Below are 21,418 nucleotides of genomic sequence, written 5' to 3' on the forward strand. Positions count from 1 at the left end.
CGTCGCCGGCGGCGGCAGAGGCGACTGCCGCCGCCAGGTCCGCGCCCGCGGCGATCTCCAGGGTCGCCGCGGGCGCCGCGCCCGGCAGCGCCAGCCCGGCCGCCGCCAGCAGCATGGCGCCGGCGGCCTTGCCTGCGCGCATCGTCAGGATTGCGGCGAGCTTCATATGCGCTACGCGGTCTTCTTGGGATGGACGACCATCTGGCCGGACATCTCCATGTGCAGCGCGTGGCAGAACCACTGGCAGTAGTACCAGTACACGCCCGGCCGGTCCGCTGTGAAAGTGACCGAGGACGTGGCCTGCGGCCCGACCTCCATGGCGATGCCGTGGCCCTCCAGCGTGAAGCCGTGCGTCAGGTCCTCGATCACCTCCATGTTCGTGACTACCACGGTGACCTCGTCGCCCTGGTTGACCTCGAACTTCTTGAGGCTGAACATGGGCGCGACCGCCATCATGTACACGCGCACCTTGTTGCCGTCGCGCACCACCTTCGCCGCGTCGTCCAGCGAGACGCCGTCCTTCTTGGCCATCTGCCGGGCGTCTTCCCACATCGGGTCGTCGCGCTTCCAGACGCTCACAGGATGGATCTTGGAACGGTGCACCAGGCACATGTCGTGCGGCTCGGCGAAGCTGGGGCCGTCATGCACCAGCTTCATCTCGTCGCCGGAGATGTCGATCAACTGGTCGTTTTCCGGCTTGAGCGGGCCGACGTTCAGGAAACGGTCCTTGGAGAACTTGTTCAGCGACACCAGCCATTTGCCGTCGGCCTCGCGGGTTTCGCCCATCGTCGAGTGGTTGTGGCCGGGCTGGTAGTGCACGTCCAGCTTCTGGATGATGGGGTCGACCTTCTCGCCCTTATAGGCGCGTTTCGCCTTGTCGATGTTCCACTTGACCATCTGGCTGTCGATGAACAGCGTGGTGTAGGCGTTGCCGCGGCCGTCGAACGCCGTGTGCAGCGGGCCCAGGCCCAGCTGCGGCTCGGCCACCACGCAATCGCGCGGCTTGATCTTGTCGTCGAACAGGTCGTCCAGCGTGCGCACGTCCAGCACCGTGACGGTGGGCGACAGCTTGCCGTTGAGCACCAGGTGGATGCCGTCGGGCGCGGCGTTGCAGCCGTGCGGCGAGTTCGGCACCGGAATGTAGCGGGTGTACTTGGACCCGTGGCGTCCGTCGATCACGGGGACGCCGCCCATCGTCTTGAAGTCGCCCTTCTTGACGGCTTCCTCGATGCGCTTGATGTTGAACACCACGACCCAGTCCTGCTCGTTGGCGGAAGCCTCTTCCACCGTGACGCCTTTCTCCGAGTTGTAGCAGGTGGAGAACGAGTACTTGCCCTGGTAGTCGGCGTCGCCGTTGTCCAGGTTGCCGTCGACCAGCACCTGCCAGGCGACCTTCATGGTGTCGCCGTCCAGGGCGGTGTAGATGGCGAAGAAGTTCTTCTTGGGATCGTCGGTCACCTTGCCGTCGTTGGGCAGTGGGATGATGTGCTCGCCGTTGGCGAAGACATAACCGGTACGCGGATAGCGTTGCGGCCGCAGGCCGTGCACGCCGGAGACGTTGGGCAGCTCGGTGATCTTGTCCGTCTTCATCACATCCAGGCGGATGCGGGCGACGCGGTTGTTGGCCTTGTCGTTGATGAACAGGTAGCGCCCGTCGTAGGTGCGGTCGGTGAACGATAGATGCGGGTGGTGGGCGTCGCCGTTGATGAACACGCCGCCCTTGTCCTTCAGGTACTCGCGGGTTTCGGGCGTGAGGCCTTCGGTCAGGATCTTGCGGCTTTCATTGGTGCGGCCCCAGCCGGTGGCGCTGCAATGGTTGAAGACCGGGATGCGCACCAGCTCGCGCATGGACGGCAGGCCCAGCACGCGCACTTCGCCCGACTGGCCGCTGGAGTTGAAGGCATAGTATTCGTCCAGCTCGCCAGGGGCGACGTGGCCCAGCACGCCGTTCGCGCCGCCCTTTGCGTCCTTGCCGTGGGCGGTGGAGATCTGCGCCCCGGCCACCAGGCCGGCTGCGCCCGTGATGGCTGCGGTGCCGAGGAAGCTGCGGCGGGTGAGGCCAGCCTTGTCGGGATTCTTGTCTGACATGGATTACTCCTTGGTAGGGACGGCGCCCCGGGCGCCGCGGTGCGAAAAGTGGGATCAGGCGCCGGGTTCGCTATTCGGATTCGGCGCGCGGTGCATGACGATGACCTGCTCGGCGGGTTCGGCCGCGGGCGCGCGGCGGCGCTCCCGCTTGGCCTTCTTCTGGATCAGGTGCGGACATTTCTGCTCGTGGTGGTAGAGCATCTGGCAGTGCAGGCACTGGATGCACTCGTTCGGATTGATCTCGCCGGTGGGGTCGATCGCCTGCACCGGGCACTCCAGGTTGCAGCGCTGGCAGGGGTTGCCGCAGTCGCGGTAGCGGCGCAGCCAGTTGAAGATGCGCAGCCGCGCGGGAATGGCCAGCGCGGCCCCCAGCGGACAGAGGTAGCGGCAGAAGAAGCGCTCCACGAACAGGCCGGCGGCCAGCAGCGCCACGGCAAACGCGACGAAGGGCCAGTAGCGCATGAAGCGCAGGATGATCGCGGTCTTGAAGGGCTCGACCTCGGATAGTTGCTCGGCCAGCGCCAGGTCATACAAGGAAAAGCCGAACAGCAGCAGGAAGATCACGTACTTCAGGGTCGACAGGCGCTGGTTCACGCCATGGCTGATCTTGAGCTGGCGCACGCCCAGACGGCGGGCGATGCGGTTGCTGAGTTCCTGCAGGGCGCCGAACGGGCATAGCCAGCCGCAGAAGGCGCCGCGGTTCCAGAACACCATGGAGATGGCCGTGGCGCACCACAGGATGAACACCAGCGGGTCCATCAGGAAGTACTCCCAGCGGAAGTCGCTGCGCAGCGCCGAGAAGAAAGTCAGCACGTTCACGATGGACAATTGGGCTTGGCCGTACCAGCCGATCCAGAACAGCGCGAACGCCAGGAAGGCCAGCCGCAGGCGGTCGTGCAGCAAGGGGCGGCTGGTCAGTTGGTCCTGGAAGAAGAAAATGCCCACCAGCACCACCAGCGCCACGGTCAGGACCGCGACCTGTCCGGCCTTGCCGCGCCATATCTGCTTCCAAAGCGCCGGCGCGGGTTCTTCCGCTGGAGCGGCCTGCGCCGCGGCGGCTGCGGCGGACGGTGCCGCGGGCGTCTGCGCGCCTGCCGCTGGCCGGGTATAGGCCGCCGGCAGTTCATAGCTCAGGTCAAAGGTCACGAAGGCCTTGTCGCTGACGCTGAGCACGCGCTGCACCATGAGCTGCAGGCGCCAGGGCGCGACCGGGTCCAATACGGTGTCCTCGGGCACGACGAACAGCGCGACTTCGCGGAACGCGGGCGCGCCCTCGGCGGCCACGTCGGCCAGGCGCTGGTGATTGCGGTCGCGAAAGCGGAAGCTGCTTTCGTCCTGGATGATCTCGATGCGGTCGAAGATGCCGCCGCGCACGTAGCCCGAGCCCTTGAACGAGTAGGCGCCGTTGCCGGCCACCAGCACGGCCTGCTGGCCGGGCTTGAGCCGTTCCCTCAGGCGCTGCCATTCCGTGTCGCCCAGCAGGCTGCGGCCGATCGCGGGCACGCTGACCAGCGCGGCGTACAAGTCGATGAAGCCGTCGGCGTCCGCGCCGCCCTCCGCGCTGGCCGCCGCGCTAGCCGCCGCGTCGTTCCGGCCGGATTCGCGGAACGTCCGGTTCACGTCTTCAGAGCTCAGCCGCAGGTTGCGCACCGCGCCAGCGTCCAGCAAGGCCTGCCAGGGCTGGACGGCATCGCGCGTTTCGTCCACGACGCGGGCGGTGGCGGGCGCGGCCTGCTGCGCCTGTCCGGCGCTCTTGTCGATGCCATGGGCGCGGGCCACGGCGATCGCCGAGCGCGTGATGCTGTCGCCGATCACCATCAGCGTGACGGTCGCGCCGCTGATGATGTCCACGGGCGGCGGGGCGCCATGGCGGGGAGGGGAGTCCACGAAGTTCAGCCCGACATAGCCGCTGATGAAATGGTCGACCTTGGACTGCGGAATGCCGATGAGCACGATGGGCTCGTGGTGCTCTACAAGCCGTGCGCCGACGATGCGTCCGTCATTGGCCAGGCCGATCAGCAGGTCGATGGGCTTGCTGGAGTAGCCGCGAGTGTTGACGACGTCGGAAGTCAGATAGACCACGCCCAGCTGGCGGTCGCTGGCATAGACCTTGGCAACCATGGGCTTGCCGGCGGGCGGGTCGGCGCGGTCCGCGCCAGGGAAGATCTGTCCTATCGGGACACTGCCCAGGAAGTCAGGCAGACGTTGGGCCTGCGCGGTGCCAGCCGTCTGCGCACAGAACAGCAGCAAGACAACAACCGCATGTATGAACCAGATGTACCGACTGAACCCACGCCCCGCCGCTGTGCTGCCTTGCATCTTCGGACTCTGCTGTTTGTGCTTGTTTGCAGGCATCCTAAGAACACGCGGCATCCGTCGTATTGCGGTTTGTCAATTGCCGCGCGCACGGAGCCCGCTCGGCGGCAATACCCTCACGCGGCGTAGGGGATATCCCCGTTTTGAAGGGGGTGAACGAGGCGCTATTGATGTCCGTCAATGGTGCGCCTGGAAGGCCGCCATAGACTTGTGCGTGGCGGCAGCGACGCTAGGCATGTGCCTCGCGCGTGTCGGAAAGGCCGCCAACGTTTACGGAGAATCTCCATGCTGGCAAAAGCCACCCTCGCCATCGCCCTGTCCGCAGCCAGCCTGCCCGCGTTGGCCGCTCAGTGCGAAGCAACCATAGAAAGCAACGACGCCATGCAATACAACCTGAAGGAAATGGTCGTCGACAAAAGCTGCAAGCAATTCACCGTGCACCTCAAGCATGTCGGCAAGATGCCCAAGGTCGCCATGGGCCACAACTGGGTGCTGACCAAGGAGGCCGACAAGACCGCCGTGGCCACCGATGGCATGAACGCCGGCCTGCCGCAGGAATATGTCAAGGCGGGCGACACCCGCGTCATCGCCCATACCAAGGTCATCGGTGGCGGCGAGTCGGATTCGGTTACGTTTGACGTCTCCAAGCTCACCCCGGGCGAGGCCTATGCCTACTTCTGCTCCTTCCCTGGCCACTGGGCCATGATGAAGGGCACGCTCAAGCTCGGCAGCTGAGCGGCTCCCGCTGACGCGAAAAACCGGCTCGAGGCCGGTTTTTTTTGTCTTTCCGCAAGGGCGGGGCAGGTGCCGGACGCCCTGGTTCCACGGGCCTAGACCGCGCGCGCATCAGGCATAAGGACGGGGCTCGTCACCGGCGTGTCACGGATTTTCCATGTACGATTACCGGTCGTGTAACTTCTGGAGCTCCTGATGGAGTGGCTGCTGGACCCTACTGCGTGGGTCGGCTTGCTTACCCTGGTCGTCCTTGAGATCGTCCTGGGGATCGATAACCTGATTTTCATCGCCATCCTGGCGGACAAGCTGCCCCCGGCGCAACGCGACCGCGCGCGCATCATGGGCCTGAGCCTGGCGCTCATCATGCGTCTGGGCCTCTTGTCGGTCATGTCATGGCTGGTCACGCTGACCACCCCCCTGTTTTCCATCGGCCCGCTGTCGTTCTCGGGCCGCGACCTGATTCTGATGATCGGCGGCCTGTTCCTGCTGTTCAAGGGCACCATGGAACTGCACGAGCGCCTGGAGGGCTCGCAGCACGGCGGCTCGTCGGGGCCGCGCGTGTACGCCAGCTTCTGGGTGATCGTGACGCAGATCGTGGTGCTGGACGCGGTGTTCTCGCTGGACTCGGTCATCACCGCGGTCGGCATGGTGGACCATCTGGCCATCATGATGATCGCCGTCATCATCGCCATCGGCATCATGCTGCTGGCGTCCAAGCCGCTGACGCGTTTCGTCAACGCCCACCCCACGGTGGTGGTGCTGTGCCTGGGCTTCCTGCTCATGATCGGTTTCTCGCTGCTGGCCGAAGCCTTCGGCTTCAAGGTGCCCAAGGGCTATCTGTACGCAGCCATCGGCTTCTCGGTCGCCATCGAGGCCCTGAACCAGGTGGCGCGCCGCAACCTGCTCAAGCTGGATGCGCGCCGCCCGATGCGCGAGCGCACGGCCTCGGCCGTGCTGCGCATGCTGGGCAAGCGCCCGCCCGCCGACGAACCCGACCTGCCTCGCGCGGACGGCCCGGCCATCCCGGCCTTCGGGGTCGAGGAACGCAACATGGTCAGCGGCGTGCTGACGCTGGCCGAGCGGTCGATCCGTTCGATCATGACGCCGCGCACGGATGTGTCCTGGATCAACATCGACGACGATCCGGAAACCATCCGCCGCCAGCTGACCGAGGCGCCGCACAGTTTCTTCCCGGTTTGCCGCGGTTCGCTGGACGAGGTGTTGGGCATCGCGCGCGCCAAGGACCTGGTGGCCGACCTGATCACCGAGGGCCGGGTGCGCCGCAACCGCCTGCGCGATCCCATCATCGTGCACGAGTCCATCGGCATCCTGCGCCTGATGGACACGCTCAAGCGTTCGCGCGGCCAGCTGGTGCTGGTGGCCGACGAGTTCGGCGCCATCGAGGGCCTGGTGACGCCGATCGACGTCTTCGAGGCGATCGCCGGCGAATTCCCCGATGAGGACGAACTGCCCGACATCGTCGCCGACGGCGAGAACACCTGGAAAATCGACGGCGCGGCAGACCTGCACCATGTCGAGCAAGTGCTGGAAACCGAAGGCCTGGTCGATGATGCCCAGGATTTTTCAACCCTGGCGGGGTACCTGCTGTCGCGCTTCGGGCACCTGCCCAAGCCGGGCGACGTCTGCGAATACGAAATGCACCACGAACACTTCCGCTTTGAAGTCCTGGAAATGGACGGACGCCGCATCGCGCTGGTGCGCGTCGAGAAGCGGCCGCAGGAAATGCTTGCGGACGACGAATCCCTAGCCAACGATTAACTGAAACCGACCCCACACCGTGACCGAGAACACCCTATACCTGATCAAAGCTTTCGTCCTGGGCATCATCGAAGGCCTGACGGAATTCATACCCGTGTCCAGTACCGGCCACCTCATCCTGGTGGGCGACTGGATCAATTTCGAATCCAGCCAGGGCAAGGTGTTCGAGGTGGTGATCCAGCTGGGCTCCATCCTGGCGGTGATGTGGGTGTTCCGCGCGCGCCTGCTGACGCTGATCCGCGGCACGCTGACCGGGGTGCCCACCGAGGTGGCCTTCACCCGCAACCTGATCATCGCCTTTCTGCCGGCCGCCGTCATCGGCGCGATCTTCATCAAGTCCATCAAGAGCATCTTCTATCACCCGGCCGTGGTGGTGGTGACCCTGGTGCTGGGCGGCCTGATCATGCTGTACGTGGAGCGCAAGACGCACCACACGCCGGGCGACATGCCGGGCGCGGCCGACGATACCGCTTCGGACGAGCGCGCCACGGCCCGCACGCTGGAGCAGATTTCCTGGAAGCAGGCGCTGGGCGTGGGCGTGGCGCAATGCCTGGCCATGATCCCGGGCACCTCGCGTTCGGGCGCCACCATCATCGGCGGCATGATCGCCGGCATCCAGCGCAAGACGGCCACCGAGTTCTCGTTCTTCCTGGCCATGCCCACGATGCTGGGCGCGGCGGTGTACGACATGTACAAGAACTTCGGCGTGCTCACCCAGCACGACCTGTCGGGCATCGCGGTGGGCTTCATCGCCGCGTTCCTGAGCGCGATGGTGGTGGTGCGCGCCGTGCTGCGCTTCGTCGCCAACCATACCTACCGCGTCTTTGCCTGGTATCGGATCATCTTCGGCGGCATCGTCGCGGCCTGGATCTTCACGCGCTGACGGCACGGCCGGCGCGCCGCCGGCAGCATCAATGACAAGGGCCGCTCGCGCGGCCCTTGCTGTTTTCCGCTACGGCGCGGTGCGCCGTCGGGCTACGCTTCCGTTTCCAGGTCGTAGAACTGCAATCCGTCCTGGTCGATGACCAGCCAGCCGCCGCGGGCGGGCGACACATGGTCGCAGTCCCAGTCGGGCAGGACCCAGCGCTCGCGCTTCTTGCCGTCCACTTCCAGCACGTGGCGGGCGGGGCGATGAGTATGGCCATGCACCAGCACGCGCACGCCCGTCTCGCGGAAGACGGATTCAATGGCGGCGGCGTTGACGTCCATGATCTCCATGGACTTCATCTGGTTGGCGGCCTGGCTTTCGCCGCGGGCCTGCTGCGCCATCGCCAGGCGTTCGGGGATGGTCTTGGCCAGGAACTCGGCCTGCCAGCGCGGATCGCGGACCATCTTGCGGAACTGCTGGTAGGCGGCATCGTCCGTACAGAACTCGTCGCCATGGGTCAGCAGGATCTGGCCGTAATCCGTTTCCAGCAGCGCCGGCTCGGGCAGCAGCTTGGCGCCCAGGGCCTGGGCCAGTTCTTCGCCGATGAGGAAGTCGCGGTTGCCGCGGCCCAGCCAGACCGGAATCCGGCTGGCGGTGTCGCGCAGCGCCGTCAGCGCCGTGGCGAGCCACGGCGGCGCGGCGCGGATCACGTCGTCGCCGATCCACGCATCGAAGATGTCGCCCGGCAGCAGCAGGGCGCCGGCTTCCTCCCGCGCGGCCTCCAGGAAGGCCAGGAAGGCCTCCGAGGTGGCCGGCGTGGCCGGTCCCAGATGCAGGTCGGACGCCAGCCAGATGGGGCCGGACAGCGCGATCTTATTCAAGAACTTCGGCCTTCTCGATGATCACGTCTTCGTTCGGCACGTTCTGGTGGAAGCCCTTGTTGCCGGTCTTCACGCCCTTGATCTTGTCGACCACATCGGTGCCTTCGGTCACGGTGCCGAACACGGCATAGCCCCAGCCATTGGGCGTGGGCGCGGTGAAGTTCAGGAAGTCGTTGTTGGACACGTTGATGAAGAACTGCGCCGTGGCCGAGTGCGGATCGCTGGTGCGGGCCATGGCCAGGGTGTACTTGTCGTTCTTCAGGCCGTTGTTGGCCTCGTTTTCGATGGGGGCGTGGGTCTGCTTCTGCTTCATGCCGGGCTCAAAGCCGCCGCCCTGGACCATGAAGCCATCGATCACGCGATGGAACACCGTGCCGTTGTAGAAACCTTCCTTGACGTAGGTCAGGAAGTTTTCGACGGTCTTGGGCGCCTTGGCGGCATCCAGGGTGATGACCATGTCGCCTTGGTTCGTTTGGAGCTTGACGCGGGGGTTGGTGCTCATGGCTTTTGTGCCTTCAGAGGAGGAGGTGGAGGAATTGGCCGCGGGGGCGGCGCTGACGAGCGCTGGGGCGAATGCAGCCAGCGCGAACGAGCACGCCGTCAGGCGCAGCAGGTGTAAGGGGGAGTAGCGGGACATCATTTGCCGTGTTTATCCTTCAGCATGGTTTCGACTTCGCGGACCTTTTCCTGCATGCCGGGCACGCCGTCGCTGGCGGCCTTCTTGTAGGTGCTCAAGGCCTGCAGAAGCTGCAGATCGCCCATATTGGCACGGGCGGCGGCGTAGTTGGGGTCGGCGCGCAGGGCCATCGACAGGGCGTCCTGCGCCCGGTCGAGTTCACCGCGTCCAGCATATAGAGCCGCCAGGTTGTTCCAAGGTTCCGGGAGTTCCGGAAAGCGGTTGGTCATCTCGGTATAAATGCCGATGGCTTCATCGGTGCGGTTCAGGGCCGCCAGGGCGCGGGCGTGCTGGAACATCAGCTGCACATCGTCGCCGCGCTGGTCCTTGATCTGCTCCTGGCGCTTTTCGATCATGGCAAGCGCTTCTTCGTTGTCGCCGTGGCTCAGCAGGCGCTCGATGTACGTGGTGATCTGCGAGGGCGAGGGCGTCAGGCGCGTGTCGACGCCTGGCTTGGCGGCTTCCAGCAGCTTGGCCAGGCTGTCCCAGCCGCCTTCGGGCGGGATGGGATCCAGGGTCGTGAGGTTGGCGTTGGGGTTGCTTCCCCCGCCGCCGGCCATCGACTGGGCCAGAGAGGTTCCAACCGGCGCGCCCGCAAGGGCCAGGGCGAGCAGGGCGACGCGAAAGCGCGGCTTGATAGTCACTTGGGCATCCGTTAAAAGTCTTGGCAGGCCGACGCTTACGCGCGCGACCGGGCCGCTTGCTATACTTGACGACCGCCATTTTAGCCCCGGTTGAGTTTTGGCTCGACATCGGGGACGAAGCCCGCGATATCGTTGATGGAGCGCGGGCTCGGAATGCGGGTTCGGAATGGTCGGCGCCAGTGGGATTATGGCCCGAGGCCGAGATCATGATCGAAACCGCGGGATCGGAATCGCAGGATCGAAATCGGCGGGACCGAAATCCGACCCGGCGGCACGCGCCGAAGGTATTTTCCTTCGGCAGCAACTTTCCGCAACCGCCACGGAAAACTTAGATAAAGCCTATAAGCGCCATGCTGCAAATCTACAACACGTTGTCGCGTACCAAAGAACCGTTCAAGCCGGCCCAGGCTGGTCAGGTGCGCATGTACGTGTGTGGCATGACCGTCTATGACTTCTGCCATCTGGGCCATGCCCGCATGCTGGTGTCCTTCGACGTCGTGCAGCGCTGGCTGCGCGCCAGCGGGCTGACGGTCGACTATGTGCGCAACATCACGGACATCGACGATAAGATCATCCGCCGCGCCGTCGAAACCGGCCGCCGCATCGGCGAAGTCACCGAGTTCTACATCGACGCCATGCACGCCGACGAGCGCGCGCTGGGCGTCCAGACGCCGGACCGCGAACCGCGCGCGACCGAGTACGTCGGCGAGATGCTCGACATCATCGGCAAGCTCGAGCAGAACGGCCTGGCCTACCAGGCCGACGATGGCGACGTGAACTACGCCGTGCGCGGCTTTCCGGGCTACGGCAAGCTGTCCGGCAAGACGCTGGACGACCTGCGTGCCGGCGAGCGCGTGGCGGTGGGCTCGGCCAAGCGCGATCCGCTGGATTTCGTGCTGTGGAAGTCCGCCAAGGCGGAGGAGCCGGCCGACACCAAGTGGGAATCGCCGTATGGCCTGGGCCGTCCGGGCTGGCACATCGAGTGCTCGGCCATGAGCAAGTCGCTGCTGGGCCTGCCGCTGGACATTCACGGCGGCGGTCCGGACCTGAAATTTCCGCACCATGAAAACGAGATCGCCCAGACCGAGGGCGCTTTCGGCGGCGCGCTGGCCAACATCTGGATGCACTGCGGCCCGCTCATGGTCGACTCGGACAAGATGTCCAAGTCGCTGGGCAATTTCCGCACCATTCGCCAGACCATCGCCCAGGAAGAACCGGCGGCCGATCAGGCCGTCTACCGTGTCAACGTGCGCGAAGCGGAGATGGTGCGCTTCTTCATCGTGCGCAACCACTACCGCAGCTCGCAGAACTACACGCCGGACAATCTGATCGATGCGCAGAACGCGCTCGACCGCCTGTACCAGGCGCTGCAGAACGTGCCTGCCGACACGCAGGGCATCGACTGGAGCGAGCCGCAGGCCCAGGCCTTCAAGGCGGCCATGGACGATGACTTCAACAGCTCGGGCGCCGTGGCGGCCTTGTTCGAGCTGGCCTCCGAGGCCAACCGCGGCAAGAGCGCGCGCAGCGCCGGCCAGCTGAAGGCGCTGGCTGCCCTGCTGGGCCTGCTGCAGCAGGATCCGGCGGCGTATTTCCAGTCGCCCACGCGCTATTCGGCGGCCGCCATGGAGCAGGGCGAGCGCCGTGCGCTGGACGCGGAGGCCATCCAGTCCCTGATCGACGCGCGCGCGGCCGCCAAGGCGGCCCGCAACTTCGCGGAAGCCGACCGCATCCGCGCGGAGCTGCGCGAGGCCGGCATCGAACTCGACGACAAACCGGGCGGCGTGACGCAATGGCGTCGGGCTTGAACCCGCAGGATCCGCCCGCCATGTCCACCGTCGACCTCGAGATTCCCAAGCCCGAGTATTGGGAAGCCGCCGTAGCCCACCTGATGCGGCGCGACCGCATTCTGAAAAAGATCATCCCCCAGCATCCCGAGGTCTGGCTGACTTCGCGCGGCACGCCTTTCGTGACGCTGGCGCGGGCGATCATCGGGCAGCAGGTGTCCAGCAAGGCGGCCGACACCGTCTGGACCCAGTTCATCGAGGCCGTGGGCAAGCGTCCCACGCCCGTCGCCGTGCTGCGCGTCGGGCTGGAAGGCCTGCGCGCGGCTGGCTTGTCGCAGCGCAAGGCCGAATACGTGCTGGACCTGGCCGTGCATTTCGGCGAGCGCCGGGTCCATCCCGAGAAATGGGCGGCAATGGACGACGAAGCCGTCATTTCCGAACTGACCGCCATCCGGGGCATCGGCCGCTGGACGGCGGAGATGTTTTTGATTTTCAATCTGCAGCGGCCTGATGTCCTGCCGCTGGATGATCCTGGGTTGCTCAAGGCAATCTCGCTACACTATTTCAGCGGCGAGCCTGTCTCGCGTTTCGAGGCTCGCGAAGTCTCGTTGGCGTGGCAACCCTGGCGTACCGTGGCGACCTGGTATCTGTGGCGCAGTCTGGAACCGACTCCGGTCCAATACTGACGCAAGCCAGGCAGCCCATCTACGGAACCACACTACATGCGCAATACATTTCTGGAATTCGAACAACCGCTCGCCGAGCTTGAGAACAAGATCGAGCAGCTGCGCTACGTGCAGGCCGATTCGGCCGTAGACATCTCCGACGAGATCGGACGTCTGCAGCAGAAGAGCCAGACCTTGGCCAAGGAAATCTACGCCAAGCTCACGCCCTGGCAGACGGCCCTGGTCGCCCGCCATCCCCAGCGTCCCTACACGCTGGACTACGTGCGCGAAATGTTCACCGACTTCCATGAGCTGCACGGCGACCGCATGTACGCCGACGACCAGTCCATCATCGGTGGCCTGGCGCGCTTCAACGGCACGCCCTGCATGGTCATCGGCCACCAGAAGGGACGCGACACCAAGGAACGCGCCGCGCGCAATTTCGGCATGCCGCGTCCGGAAGGCTATCGCAAGGCCCTGCGCCTGATGCGCCTGGCCGAAAAATTCGGCATTCCCGTGTTCACGTTCGTGGACACCCCGGGCGCCTATCCCGGCATCGGCGCCGAAGAGCGCGGCCAGTCCGAAGCCATCGGCCATAACCTCTATGCCATGGCCGAGCTGAAGGTCCCCGTGATCTGCACCATCATCGGCGAAGGCGGTTCGGGCGGCGCCCTGGCCATCGCCGTGGGCAACGCCGTGCTGATGCTGCAGTACGCGACCTACGCCGTGATTTCGCCGGAAGGCTGCGCTTCGATCCTGTGGCGCAGCGCCGACAAGGCGCCCGAAGCCGCCGAGGCCCTGGCCATCATCGCGCCGCGCCTGAAGGACCTGGGCCTGGTGGACCGCGTGGTCAACGAACCGGTGGGCGGCGCCCACCGCGACCCGCGCGTCATGGCCCGTCTGCTGCGCCGCGCGCTGGGCGACGCCCTGCGCCAGCTCCAGGGCATGACGCCCGAGCAGCTCGTGGAACAGCGCGTCCAGCGCCTGCTGTCCTACGGCGCCTACCAGGAAGTGCGCGCCTGAAGCGGGCAGGGCGCCGGCATGCCTGCCGGCGCCGCGGCCCAGCGCCACGCGCCATCCCGCCATGAACGCCCGCCCAGCGTCCGATACTCCGCATCGGGCCGCGGCGGGCGTAGTTCATTCCCTTCCCGTGTCGGCCGAGCTGGCCGCAGCCTTGCGCCGCGCCTTGCAGGCCTTGCCCGAGCGTCCGGCGCGCATTGCCGTGGCGCTTAGCGGCGGCGCCGATTCGGCCATGCTGGCCGTGCACGCTGCCGCCGTGGCGCGCGAGCTGGGCATGGACCTGGCGCTGTTCCATGTGCATCACGGCCTGCAGGACGCCGCCGACGCCTGGACGCAGCATGCGCGCGCGCTGGCCGACCTGCTTGCCTTGCCGCTGTCGGTGGCCCGCGTGGAGGTGGCGCAGGCCGCGGGCAAGGGCATCGAGGCGGCGGCGCGCGACGCCCGTTACGCCGCGCTGGCGCAATTGGCGCGCGGGCAGGGCGTGACGCACATCCTGTTGGCCCATCACCGCAACGACCAGGCGGAAACCGTTCTGCTGCGGCTCTTGCGCGGCACCGGACTTGCCGGCATGGCGGCGATGGCGCCGCTGTCCCGGCGCGATGGCCTGGTCTACCTGCGCCCCTGGCTGGACATCGGTCGCGAGGCGATCCTGCATGCGGCGGATGCGGTGGCCGCGGCCAGCGGCTGGAGTCCGGTGCAGGACCCCACCAATACCGATCCGCACTACACCCGCGCCGCGCTGCGTGAATTGCTGGCGCCGGTGCTGGACGCCCGCTGGCCAGGGTGGCGCGCCATCGTCGCGCGCCACGCGCGGCACATGGGCGAGGCGGCCGAGATCCTGGACGAGGTGGCGCGCGACGACTTCGCCGCGCTCGAGCCTTCCGCGGACGGCGCCAGCTTTTCCCTGCAGGCGTGGCGCACCTTGTCCGAGGCGCGGCAGGCGCACGTGCTGCGCCATTGGCTGGAGCGCAACGGCGCCCGCATGCCGACCGACGCCAGGATGCGCGACCTGCTGCGCCAGTTGCGCGGACTGCACAGCCTGGGCCATGACCGCCAGTTGCGGGTGGAGCAGGCCGGCCACGTCATCCGTTGCCACCGGGGCAGGGTCTGGGTCGAGCCCAGGAATTGAACGGCCGCCGCCGCGCCCGGCGTCCCCAAAAAGCCGCGGCGTGGACAGAATTTTGCACAGGCTGCGCAAATTTTTACCGCCGCGCTAGAATATACGGCTTTGCCCGTCAACCTTTTGCGGCGGGTTCCCAGCCAGAGTACGAGATGTCCCTGATCGTTCACAAATATGGCGGTACTTCGATGGGCTCGGTCGAGCGCATCAAGAACGTGGCGCGTCGCGTCGCGAAGTGGCACGCTGCCGGCCACCAGGTTGTCGTTGTTCCGTCGGCGATGGCAGGCGAGACCAATCGCCTGCTCGGTCTGGCGCGCGAGATTACGCCGCAGCCCGACAGCCGCGAACTCGACATGATTGCCGCCACCGGCGAACAAGCCAGCAGCGGCTTGCTGGCCATCGCGCTGCAGGCCGAAGGCGTGCCGGCGCGCAGCTATGCCGGTTGGCAAGTGCCGGTGCGCACCGATTCGTCGTTCACCAAGGCGCGCATCACGTCGATCGACGACGAGCGCATCCGCGCCGACCTGGACGCCGGCCGCGTGGTCATCGTCACGGGCTTCCAGGGCGTCGACCCCGAAGGCCACATCACCACGCTGGGCCGTGGCGGTTCCGACACCTCGGCCGTGGCCGTGGCGGCCGCCATCAAGGCCGACGAATGCCTGATCTACACCGACGTGGACGGCGTCTACACGACCGATCCGCGCGTGGTGCCCGAAGCGCGCCGCATGGCCGTCGTTTCCTTTGAGGAAATGCTGGAAATGGCGTCGCTGGGCTCCAAGGTCCTGCAGATCCGTTCGGTTGAATTCGCCGGCAAATACCGTGTGCCGGTCCGGGTCCTGTCCTCGTTGACCGACCCGCTTATCCCGCTCGCAGAAGAAATGGTCTCGGGCACGCTGATTACTTTTGAGGAAGACGAAAAAATGGAAGCCGCCGTTGTCTCCGGCATCGCCTTCAGCCGCGACGAAGCCAAAATCACCTTGCTGGCCGTTCCGGACAAGCCCGGCATCGCCTTCTCCATCCTGGGTCCGGTCGCCGCCGCCAACATCGACGTCGACATGATCGTGCAGAACCAGTCCGTGGCTGGCACGACCGACTTCTCGTTCACGGTCAACCGCAACGAGTTCGCCCGCGCCGTCGATTTGCTCAAGCGCGAAGTCATCCCCGCCGTGGGCGCGCGTGAACTGTCCACCGACGAAAAGGTCGCCAAGGTCTCCATCGTCGGCATCGGCATGCGCTCGCACGTGGGCGTGGCCAGCCTGATGTTCCAGACGCTTTCGCAAGAAGGCATCAACATCCAGATGATCAGCACCAGCGAGATCAAGACCTCGGTGATCATCGACGACAAGTACATGGAACTGGGCGTGCGCGCGTTGCACAAGGCCTTCGGCCTGGACCAGGCTCCCGGCGAAAAGGCCTGATATAAGACTCCGGCACGATTTTTTTTGCGATGTATGCCCAATAGCGGGCAAGAGTGAAAAAAGTCGTGCTAGAATCTCGTTCTCTTCGGAGATGTGCCCGAGAGGCTGAAGGGGCTCCCCTGCTAAGGGAGTATGTGGCTAAAAACTGCATCGTGGGTTCGAATCCCACCATCTCCGCCAGATTCTCTCCGATCTGGCTTCGGTCAGCACCGGAGATAAAAAACCCGCAATCACGCAAGTGGTTGCGGGTTTTTTCATGGGCGCGGCGGCGAGCCTGCCTCGCATGAGAAAATCGCTGATTACCTTCCAGGCGCGGATCCCTTGAAACACCTGCTCGCCACGCTAGACCGGTTGCACGATTTCGATGAAGTCATCGACGTGCGCACGCCGCTCGAATTCGCCGATGACCATGTTCCCGGCGCGATCAATGCGCCCGTGCTGAGCAATGAAGAGCGCGTGGTGGTGGGCACGCTGTACAAGCAGGTCTCCCCCTTCGAGGCCTCGCGCGTCGGCGCGGCGCTGGTGGCGCGCAATATCGCCGCGCATCTGGACACTACCTTCGCCGATCGGCGCCAGGGCTGGCGCCCGCTGATCTATTGCTGGCGTGGCGGCACGCGCTCCGGCTCGATGACGACGATGTTCAACATGATAGGGTGGCGCGCGCGGCAGCTGGACGGCGGCTACAAGACCTACCGCCAGGCCACGCTGGAGGCGCTGGATAGTCTGCCCGCGGGCTTGCGCTATGTCGTGCTGGCCGGGCCCACCGGCAGCGGCAAGACGCGCTTGCTGAACGCGTTGGCGCAGGCCGGCGCGCAGACGCTGGATCTGGAGCAGCTGGCCGCGCATCGCGGGTCATTGCTGGGCGCCTGGGCTGGTGTCGCGCAGCCCTCGCAAAAGGGCTTCGACACGCGGCTGGCGCAGAGCCTGCGCGCGCTCGATGCATCGCGGCCGGTGTTCGTCGAGGCGGAAAGCCGCAAGATCGGCGCGGTCGCCTTGCCCGCCGCGCTGTTGGCGGCGGTGCATGCGAGTCCCTGCATCGAGGTCCGCTCCAGCCGCGAGGACCGTGCGGCCTTTCTGCAGCAGGACTACGCGCATCTGTTTGACGACCCCGCAACGCTCAAGGCGCAGCTTCAGCGCATGATCGGCCTGCATAGCCGCGAGCGCGTGAACGGCTGGCTGGTCCTGGTCGACAACGGTGCGCGCGCCGAGTTGGCGCAGGAACTCATAGACCGGCACTACGATCCGGCCTATGCGCGCAGCTGCCATGCGCATTTCACGCAATTGCCGCAAGCGCTGCGGCTTGAGTTCCGGCCCAATGATGACGACGTGGTGGAGCAGGCGAGAACGCTGCTGGCGCGGCTGGATGGGGCGGGCAGCGCCTGAGCCGCGTTCAATCGATGCGCACGCCGGTCATGTCGACCAGCTTGCGCCAGTTCTTCACTTCGTCTTCCTGGTAGGTCTTGAGATCCGCAGGGCTGCCTCCGGCTGGCGTCATTCCGATCTGCGAGGAGAGTTGCCGCAGTTCGGCGGTGGCAAGCACCTGATTGACCTCGGCATTGATGCGCTCGACCACGGAGGCAGGCGTACCGCGCGGTGCGAACATCGCGAACCACACCACCAGCTCATGCTGGTCCAGGCCGCTCTCGGCCACCGTCGGAATGTCGGCGGCGAAGGGGGCGCGCTGCGGCGCGGTCACGGCCAGGGCGCGGACTTTGCCCGCGGCGACCTGCGGCAATGAGGGGCCGACGTTCTCGAAGGCGTAGGAGATCCGTCCGCTCATGAGGTCGGTCATCATGCCGCCGACATTGCTGTAAAGCACGGTCGTCACGTCGATGCCCGCCATGCGCTTGAGCAGTTCCACCCAGACTCGCGCGGTGGTGTTGCTGGCGCCGAAATTGATTGCGCCGGGTTGCGCCTTGGCTGCGGCGACCAGTTCCGGAAGCGTCTTTGCCTGTGCGCCGTTGTTGCCGATCAGGATCATGGGCAGGCGGCCCATCAACGCGACGGGCGCGAAGTCCTTGACTGGGTCATAAGGCAAATGCTGGTAGAGACTGGCGTTGGCCGCCATCGGACCGTTGGTGCCCATCAGCAGCGTATAGCCGTCGGGCGCGCTGCGGGCCACATACGCGGCGCCTATGCCGCCGCCGGCGCCGGGCTTGTTTTCCACCGTGACGGGTTGGCCCAGCCTTTCGCTCAGGCCTTTGGCGACGCCGCGCGCCAGCGTGTCGGTTGCCGAGCCGGCGCCGAATGGCACCACCATATTGATCGGCTTGTCGGGGAATGCGGCGCTGGCGTTCAAGCAGGCGGCCGCCATGGCGAACGCCGCGGCCAGTTGCTTCATCGTGTTGGACATTTTGGGATCTCGATGGTGTGGGTTCAGGCGACGGTCGGGCCGATGTCCTGCACCGTTGCGCGGCGCATCGAGCGGCGGTACTTCTCGTCGAAGCCGGCGCCGCGGTGCATGGTGCAGCGGTTGTCCCAAAGAACCAGGTCGTTGGCGCGCCAGCGGTGCCGGTAGACGAATTGCGGCTGGGTGGCGAAAGCCATGAGCTCGTCTATCAGTTCGCGGCTGGCGTCGTCGTCCATCCCTTCTATGCCGCTGATATGCGATGCGATGTACAGGGAGCGGCGTCCGGTGGCGACGTGCTGGCGCACCAATACCTGTCGCACCGGCGGCTGGAGTTCGCGCCACGCGGGTGGCGCCGATCCCACGTCGAAGTCGGTCAGGCCGCGAGAGTGGAAGTAGTCGTGCACCGCAATCAGCGGGGACAGGCGTTGTTGTCGCGTTTCGTCCAGGGCATCCCATGCTGCCCGCATGTCGGCGAATTCGGTGGCGCCGCCGACGGGCGGAATTTCCTGGGCGGACAACAAGGACACGCTGGCGGGTGTGCGCTTAAAGGAGCTGTCGGTATGCCAGAGCTGGTTGCTGAGATTGATCAGGCGGCGGATGTCGCCCTGGTCGAGAATGCCGCCGCGTTCATCGAGGTTGGAGATGTCGGAGAGTTCGGCATGGTTCAGCCTGCGGGGGCGATGGGCGTTGTAAACCGACGCGCCTACCGACGTTTCCAGGGGGCCGAAATGGCGCGCGATGGCCATCTGCCCGGCTTCGTCGAGCGGCTGGTCTGGCACCACGAGCACTGCAAATTGATCCAGGGCGTCGCGCAACGCCTCGATGTCGTCTGCCGGCAAGGCAGTCCGTAAGTCGATGTTGGCCACTTCGGCGACAAAGCCGGCGTGGACGGGGGTGATTTCCATCATTCGATTCCTCCGATGGCATGCCATCTATGCAAATGCGCCGACTGGCGTGCTATTATTTTTCGACTATCGAAAAATATTTCTTATATCGAAATAATCATGCCCAATAATCCGAGCGAACGAACCTGGGGTTTACCCAAGGGCAGCGATCAGTTCGTCGAGGCCTTCGCGCGCGGCCTGGCCGTCATCAGAGCGTTCGGGCCTGGCCATCAGGCGCTGACGCTGAGCGAAGTGGCGGAACGTGCGAACCTGACGCCGGCGGGCGCCAGGCGGCTGCTGTACACGCTGGTGACGCTCGGCTATGCGCGCAACGACGAGCGCAAGTTCAGCCTGGCGCCGGCTGTGCTTGAGTTGGGCTATGCCTACCTGTCGTCGCTGTCCTGGCGCGATATCGCGCGGCATGCGGTCGAGGAGTTCATGCGCGAGACGGGCGAAATCTGCACGGTGTCGGTGATGGACGGGGCAGACGTGGTCTATGTGGCACGCGCGGAAATGCCGAGCCCGCTTTCACGGCGTCTGGGCGTGGGCGAACGCCTGCCCACGCATGCCACGTCGAGCGGACATGTGCTGTTGGCGGGAGTAAGCGTCGAGGAGCGCGAAGCCTTCATCGCCAAGGCCCCATTCGCGCGGCATACGCAGTACACCTTGGTCGAGGCCGCGCCCTTGCGTCAGGCAGTTGATGACGCGGCAAGAACGGGGTACGCATTGGCCAGCGAACACCTGGAGCTGGGCATTTGCGGGTTGGCGGTACCGATCAAGGACGAGAGGGGGCGGGTGGTGGCTGCCTTGACGACCAGCCTGAACCTGGCAAGGCACGAGCGCGACGAGATTGTCGGCAAGTTTCTGCCGCAACTGCGCGACACCGCGGATCAGATCAGCAAGGCATTGGTGTGAATCATCATGCTTTGGATAGCCACTCGACTTGCGCGCTTCATGAAATAACGCTATTATTCAAGGCTTGCTTTTAAACGCAAATGCGCCCGTAGCTCAGCTGGATAGAGTACCTGGCTACGAACCAGGGGGTCGTAGGTTCGAATCCTGCCGGGCGCGCCAAGTTTGATTCCGCATTGGTTTTAATCGACCGGTGTTGAGTTAAACAACGAGACTGAATGTCCCGTCTGAATTGCAAGAGCAGTAAAAACGGCAAGATTTTTCTGATATAATTTTGCCTCTTTGCCGGAGCGCCCGTAGCTCAGCTGGATAGAGTACCTGGCTACGAACCAGGGGGTCGTAGGTTCGAATCCTGCCGGGCGCGCCAAGTTCACTTGGCCAATACAGCAAAGAAAATGGAAAGGCCTTTGATCTCGTATCGAAGGCCTTTTTGTTTTGCGCCGCCATCTAGAAGCGGATCGTCAGGCCCGCCATCGGCCCTTGCAGCACGGCGTCGAACTTGAAGCCGCCGCTGCTGTAGTCCACGCCCACTGCGCGATAGCCTATCGCTGCCGAGACATTCTTGCTGAAGTTGTAGCCGAGACCCAGGCCCACATCCCAATCCGCTTCTGCGCCGCCCGCGCCGATCAGGCCCCAGCCGGTGATGTAGTACTTCGAACTCAGCATGTAGTTTCCGCGCACGCCCACCAGGCCGTCGACCCAGGTGGCGCCGTCGCTGCGCGTTCTGCCGTTCAGGTGCGCGCCCTTGAGTGTGATGTCGGTGTCGACCGACCAGACGCGCAGGCCTGCGACGACGTCCAGCTGATGCGGTGAATTTTCCAGCAAGGAATAACCGACGCCGAGCAGTCCCGCGAACGTGGATGCCTTTACGTCCGCACTGGAGGCCAGGATGCCGCGCGGCGTATCTCCCTGTGCGCCGATCTTGGTGTAGATCAGGTCGCCGAATACGCTATAGCGTCCCTTGCGCGCCTCGCCGATGAGCATCGCGCCGAAGTCGAGGTTGTCGAACAGCTCGTCGAAGTCCGAGTGGATATCGATGACGGGCGAGCGCGAATGGGATACCTTGCCGGAGAGGCCGGCAGCCCAGAAGTAGGGCGTGACCGAGAATTGCCATTCGTTCGAAGGCACGGTACCCGCTGCGGAAGCGGGCTCCGCTTCGGCGCCCAGCGCAGTCCCGGCTTGCAGCAGCCCGCAGATCAGGCAGCCCATGATTTTCTTTTTCATTGCAAACCCTCCCCAAACGGCAGGCGTGATGAATCGCATCCATCACGCCTGCGG

The 21,418-nt window shown here is 65.3% G+C and carries 18 protein-coding genes and 3 tRNA genes; 13 read left to right on the forward strand and 8 right to left on the reverse strand.

Features of this window, described 5'->3' with window-relative positions; translation table 11 throughout:
- Window positions 1-171: 171 nt before the first annotated feature.
- Entirely contained in the window at window positions 172-2,088 is a 1,917-nt protein-coding gene (gene nosZ, locus BRO63_RS21055; protein WP_088141676.1) for a TAT-dependent nitrous-oxide reductase, read from the reverse strand.
- A 54-nt stretch (window positions 2,089-2,142) separates the two neighbouring features.
- Window positions 2,143-4,338, reverse strand: a complete 2,196-nt coding sequence (locus tag BRO63_RS21060; RefSeq protein ID WP_088141677.1) for a NosR/NirI family protein — start codon at window positions 4,336-4,338, stop codon at window positions 2,143-2,145.
- A 351-nt stretch (window positions 4,339-4,689) separates the two neighbouring features.
- On the opposite strand from BRO63_RS21060, the gene azu reads away from it, so the two are divergent.
- The 3 genes from azu to BRO63_RS21075 all read left to right on the forward strand — a co-directional run bounded on the left by azu (window position 4,690) and on the right by BRO63_RS21075 (window position 7,801).
- Window positions 4,690-5,139, forward strand: coding sequence for an azurin (azu, locus tag BRO63_RS21065; RefSeq protein ID WP_088141678.1), 450 nt, complete (start codon window positions 4,690-4,692; stop codon window positions 5,137-5,139).
- 195 nt (window positions 5,140-5,334) lie between these two features.
- Window positions 5,335-6,918, forward strand: a complete 1,584-nt coding sequence (locus BRO63_RS21070) for a TerC family protein (protein ID WP_088141679.1) — start codon at window positions 5,335-5,337, stop codon at window positions 6,916-6,918.
- 19 nt (window positions 6,919-6,937) lie between these two features.
- Entirely contained in the window at window positions 6,938-7,801 is an 864-nt protein-coding gene (locus BRO63_RS21075) for an undecaprenyl-diphosphate phosphatase (RefSeq protein WP_088141680.1), read from the forward strand.
- A gap of 92 nt (window positions 7,802-7,893) precedes the next feature.
- On the opposite strand, the gene BRO63_RS21080 is transcribed toward BRO63_RS21075, so the two are convergent.
- The 3 genes from BRO63_RS21080 to BRO63_RS21090 form a co-directional block, all read right to left on the reverse strand.
- On the reverse strand, window positions 7,894-8,667 hold the full coding sequence (locus tag BRO63_RS21080) for a UDP-2,3-diacylglucosamine diphosphatase (RefSeq protein ID WP_088141681.1): 774 nt from the start codon (window positions 8,665-8,667) through the stop codon (window positions 7,894-7,896).
- Window positions 8,660-9,169 carry a peptidylprolyl isomerase gene (locus tag BRO63_RS21085; RefSeq protein WP_088141682.1) on the reverse strand — a complete coding sequence of 170 codons (510 nt, stop codon included), beginning with the start codon at window positions 9,167-9,169 and terminating at the stop codon, window positions 8,660-8,662. Before BRO63_RS21085 ends, BRO63_RS21080 begins: the two co-directional genes overlap by 8 nt.
- A 134-nt stretch (window positions 9,170-9,303) precedes the next feature.
- Window positions 9,304-9,987 (reverse strand): tetratricopeptide repeat protein, encoded by a 684-nt coding sequence (locus BRO63_RS21090; RefSeq protein ID WP_088141683.1) that lies wholly within the window; start codon window positions 9,985-9,987, stop codon window positions 9,304-9,306.
- 350 nt (window positions 9,988-10,337) lie between these two features.
- Between BRO63_RS21090 and cysS the strand changes: the two genes are divergently transcribed.
- The 7 genes from cysS to mnmH all read left to right on the forward strand — a co-directional run bounded on the left by cysS (window position 10,338) and on the right by mnmH (window position 17,377).
- Window positions 10,338-11,792 (forward strand): cysteine--tRNA ligase, encoded by a 1,455-nt coding sequence (cysS, locus tag BRO63_RS21095; RefSeq protein ID WP_088141684.1) that lies wholly within the window; start codon window positions 10,338-10,340, stop codon window positions 11,790-11,792.
- A gap of 20 nt (window positions 11,793-11,812) precedes the next feature.
- Window positions 11,813-12,457 (forward strand): DNA-3-methyladenine glycosylase family protein, encoded by a 645-nt coding sequence (locus BRO63_RS21100; RefSeq protein WP_088141755.1) that lies wholly within the window; start codon window positions 11,813-11,815, stop codon window positions 12,455-12,457.
- 36 nt (window positions 12,458-12,493) lie between these two features.
- On the forward strand, window positions 12,494-13,459 hold the full coding sequence (locus BRO63_RS21105; RefSeq protein WP_059372051.1) for an acetyl-CoA carboxylase carboxyltransferase subunit alpha: 966 nt from the start codon (window positions 12,494-12,496) through the stop codon (window positions 13,457-13,459).
- A 151-nt stretch (window positions 13,460-13,610) separates the two neighbouring features.
- Window positions 13,611-14,585 (forward strand): tRNA lysidine(34) synthetase TilS, encoded by a 975-nt coding sequence (tilS, locus tag BRO63_RS21110; protein WP_179215174.1) that lies wholly within the window; start codon window positions 13,611-13,613, stop codon window positions 14,583-14,585.
- Between the two features lie 143 nt (window positions 14,586-14,728).
- A complete protein-coding gene (locus BRO63_RS21115; protein WP_088141686.1) occupies window positions 14,729-15,994 on the forward strand; it encodes an aspartate kinase in 1,266 nt (421 codons plus the stop codon).
- An 87-nt stretch (window positions 15,995-16,081) separates the two neighbouring features.
- Window positions 16,082-16,174, forward strand: a tRNA-Ser gene (locus BRO63_RS21120).
- A 141-nt stretch (window positions 16,175-16,315) separates the two neighbouring features.
- The gene (gene mnmH / locus BRO63_RS21125; protein ID WP_088141687.1) at window positions 16,316-17,377 is read left to right on the forward strand and encodes a tRNA 2-selenouridine(34) synthase MnmH; all 1,062 of its coding nucleotides are present in this window, start codon (window positions 16,316-16,318) and stop codon (window positions 17,375-17,377) included.
- 7 nt (window positions 17,378-17,384) lie between these two features.
- Here the strand turns inward: mnmH and BRO63_RS21130 are convergent, their stop codons facing one another.
- The gene (locus tag BRO63_RS21130) at window positions 17,385-18,347 is read right to left on the reverse strand and encodes a Bug family tripartite tricarboxylate transporter substrate binding protein (protein ID WP_088141688.1); all 963 of its coding nucleotides are present in this window, start codon (window positions 18,345-18,347) and stop codon (window positions 17,385-17,387) included.
- A gap of 23 nt (window positions 18,348-18,370) precedes the next feature.
- Window positions 18,371-19,252: a TauD/TfdA dioxygenase family protein gene (locus BRO63_RS21135; RefSeq protein WP_179215171.1), complete on the reverse strand. Its 882-nt coding sequence runs from the start codon at window positions 19,250-19,252 to the stop codon at window positions 18,371-18,373.
- Window positions 19,253-19,348: 96 nt separating this feature from the next.
- Between BRO63_RS21135 and BRO63_RS34015 the strand changes: the two genes are divergently transcribed.
- From BRO63_RS34015 to BRO63_RS21155, 3 genes are all read left to right on the forward strand, one after another.
- Window positions 19,349-20,143 carry an IclR family transcriptional regulator domain-containing protein gene (locus BRO63_RS34015; protein ID WP_179215172.1) on the forward strand — a complete coding sequence of 265 codons (795 nt, stop codon included), beginning with the start codon at window positions 19,349-19,351 and terminating at the stop codon, window positions 20,141-20,143.
- A gap of 82 nt (window positions 20,144-20,225) precedes the next feature.
- A tRNA-Arg gene (locus tag BRO63_RS21150) sits at window positions 20,226-20,302 on the forward strand.
- A gap of 128 nt (window positions 20,303-20,430) precedes the next feature.
- Window positions 20,431-20,507 (forward strand) — tRNA-Arg (locus BRO63_RS21155).
- 80 nt (window positions 20,508-20,587) lie between these two features.
- Here BRO63_RS21155 and BRO63_RS21160 read toward each other — a convergent pair.
- Window positions 20,588-21,364: a hypothetical protein gene (locus tag BRO63_RS21160; RefSeq protein WP_088141690.1), complete on the reverse strand. Its 777-nt coding sequence runs from the start codon at window positions 21,362-21,364 to the stop codon at window positions 20,588-20,590.
- Window positions 21,365-21,418: the final 54 nt, after the last annotated feature.

The organism is Achromobacter xylosoxidans, from assembly GCF_002192695.1.
GTDB classification, from domain to species: domain Bacteria; phylum Pseudomonadota; class Gammaproteobacteria; order Burkholderiales; family Burkholderiaceae_B; genus Achromobacter; species Achromobacter xylosoxidans_C.

Bases quoted from the DNA above. Each gene is read 5' to 3' on its own strand.
- BRO63_RS21100 (WP_088141755.1), top strand. From the start codon at position 11,813: ATGTCCACCGTCGACCTCGAGATTCCCAAGCCCGAGTATTGGGAAGCC.
- BRO63_RS21160 (WP_088141690.1), bottom strand. From the start codon at position 21,364: ATGAAAAAGAAAATCATGGGCTGCCTGATCTGCGGGCTGCTGCAAGCC.
- BRO63_RS21070 (WP_088141679.1), top strand. From the start codon at position 5,335: ATGGAGTGGCTGCTGGACCCTACTGCGTGGGTCGGCTTGCTTACCCTG.
- BRO63_RS21135 (WP_179215171.1), bottom strand. From the start codon at position 19,252: ATGATGGAAATCACCCCCGTCCACGCCGGCTTTGTCGCCGAAGTGGCC.
- BRO63_RS21130 (WP_088141688.1), bottom strand. From the start codon at position 18,347: ATGTCCAACACGATGAAGCAACTGGCCGCGGCGTTCGCCATGGCGGCC.
- BRO63_RS21085 (WP_088141682.1), bottom strand. From the start codon at position 9,169: ATGAGCACCAACCCCCGCGTCAAGCTCCAAACGAACCAAGGCGACATG.
- nosZ (WP_088141676.1), bottom strand. From the start codon at position 2,088: ATGTCAGACAAGAATCCCGACAAGGCTGGCCTCACCCGCCGCAGCTTC.
- BRO63_RS21105 (WP_059372051.1), top strand. From the start codon at position 12,494: ATGCGCAATACATTTCTGGAATTCGAACAACCGCTCGCCGAGCTTGAG.
- BRO63_RS21115 (WP_088141686.1), top strand. From the start codon at position 14,729: ATGTCCCTGATCGTTCACAAATATGGCGGTACTTCGATGGGCTCGGTC.
- azu (WP_088141678.1), top strand. From the start codon at position 4,690: ATGCTGGCAAAAGCCACCCTCGCCATCGCCCTGTCCGCAGCCAGCCTG.
- BRO63_RS34015 (WP_179215172.1), top strand. From the start codon at position 19,349: ATGCCCAATAATCCGAGCGAACGAACCTGGGGTTTACCCAAGGGCAGC.
- cysS (WP_088141684.1), top strand. From the start codon at position 10,338: ATGCTGCAAATCTACAACACGTTGTCGCGTACCAAAGAACCGTTCAAG.